This window comes from Oleiphilus sp. HI0125, from assembly GCF_001635355.1.
The window spans coordinates 1-836 of sequence record NZ_LWGF01001158.1; the positions used below are offsets into that span (position 1 = coordinate 1).

The window sequence follows — 836 nt, forward strand, 5'->3', positions numbered from 1 at the left end:
TGGGCTAAGACCACGTTACTTGTGTGACCCTTATCCCAATCGTTTGCCTTTGATTTCGCTTCAAAATCCTAGCTCTATATAATAGCTTGGTTAAATTACTTTTCTCAAAGGAATGTTGTGCCCATGAGTTTTAGCGTACTGCGAAGCACTCATCTGATCATTTGTTTAGTTGCCTTTCTCACACTGAATGCGTGTAGTGAAACTCCACCCGTCGCTAGCGAGGAAGACGAAGTGCAGAGCATCAATGTATTTTTCAGTACAGAAAATGAATCAGGTCAAGATGTCGGTAAAGCATTCCAATTCAATCCCGAAAGTGGTCGCATCAACGAACTAGCCACATTCAATGCAGAATCAAACTCCATCGTGGTGCTCGATACTGACGAAGATGCTCCTGGCTACGAATTCGCAGCCTACGTTGACGGAAAAATGATTAAGTTGCTTAATTATTCGAAAACAGCAAACCGTCGTTCATACGACCTTAAAGAATTTATCGATGACGTGTGCGGCGTATTCGCTGCCAAACGCCCTGCATTCTCTGTATTTGACTCAAATAGTGATTACTACCTTAAAACGATTGATGATACAGCCGTATATGTAGCGCTCAAGAATGGCGCTAACTGCTCATTTGCTACAAATCGATATCAATATATCGATTTTGATTTATCTCGCGTCAATATCGTCAATCAGAGCTTTGGTGTTAGCAGTTCAGAAGTCTTCGGAGCATTTTTATTCGATCCAAATTTTCGCTACAACGACGATAGTGGGGACTCGCAAACAGGTCGCTCTATATGGGTGTCACACAACGCTGAAACAGAAGCATTGAGCGGTAGAGTTTG

At 42.5% G+C, this 836-nt stretch carries 1 protein-coding gene; it reads left to right on the forward strand.

What is annotated here, in order from left to right; all coding sequences use genetic code 11:
- Positions 1 to 123 precede the first annotated feature (123 nt).
- Positions 124 to 836: hypothetical protein (locus tag A3762_RS20075; RefSeq protein ID WP_156493617.1), on the forward strand; the 713-nt coding region annotated here is incomplete at its 3' end.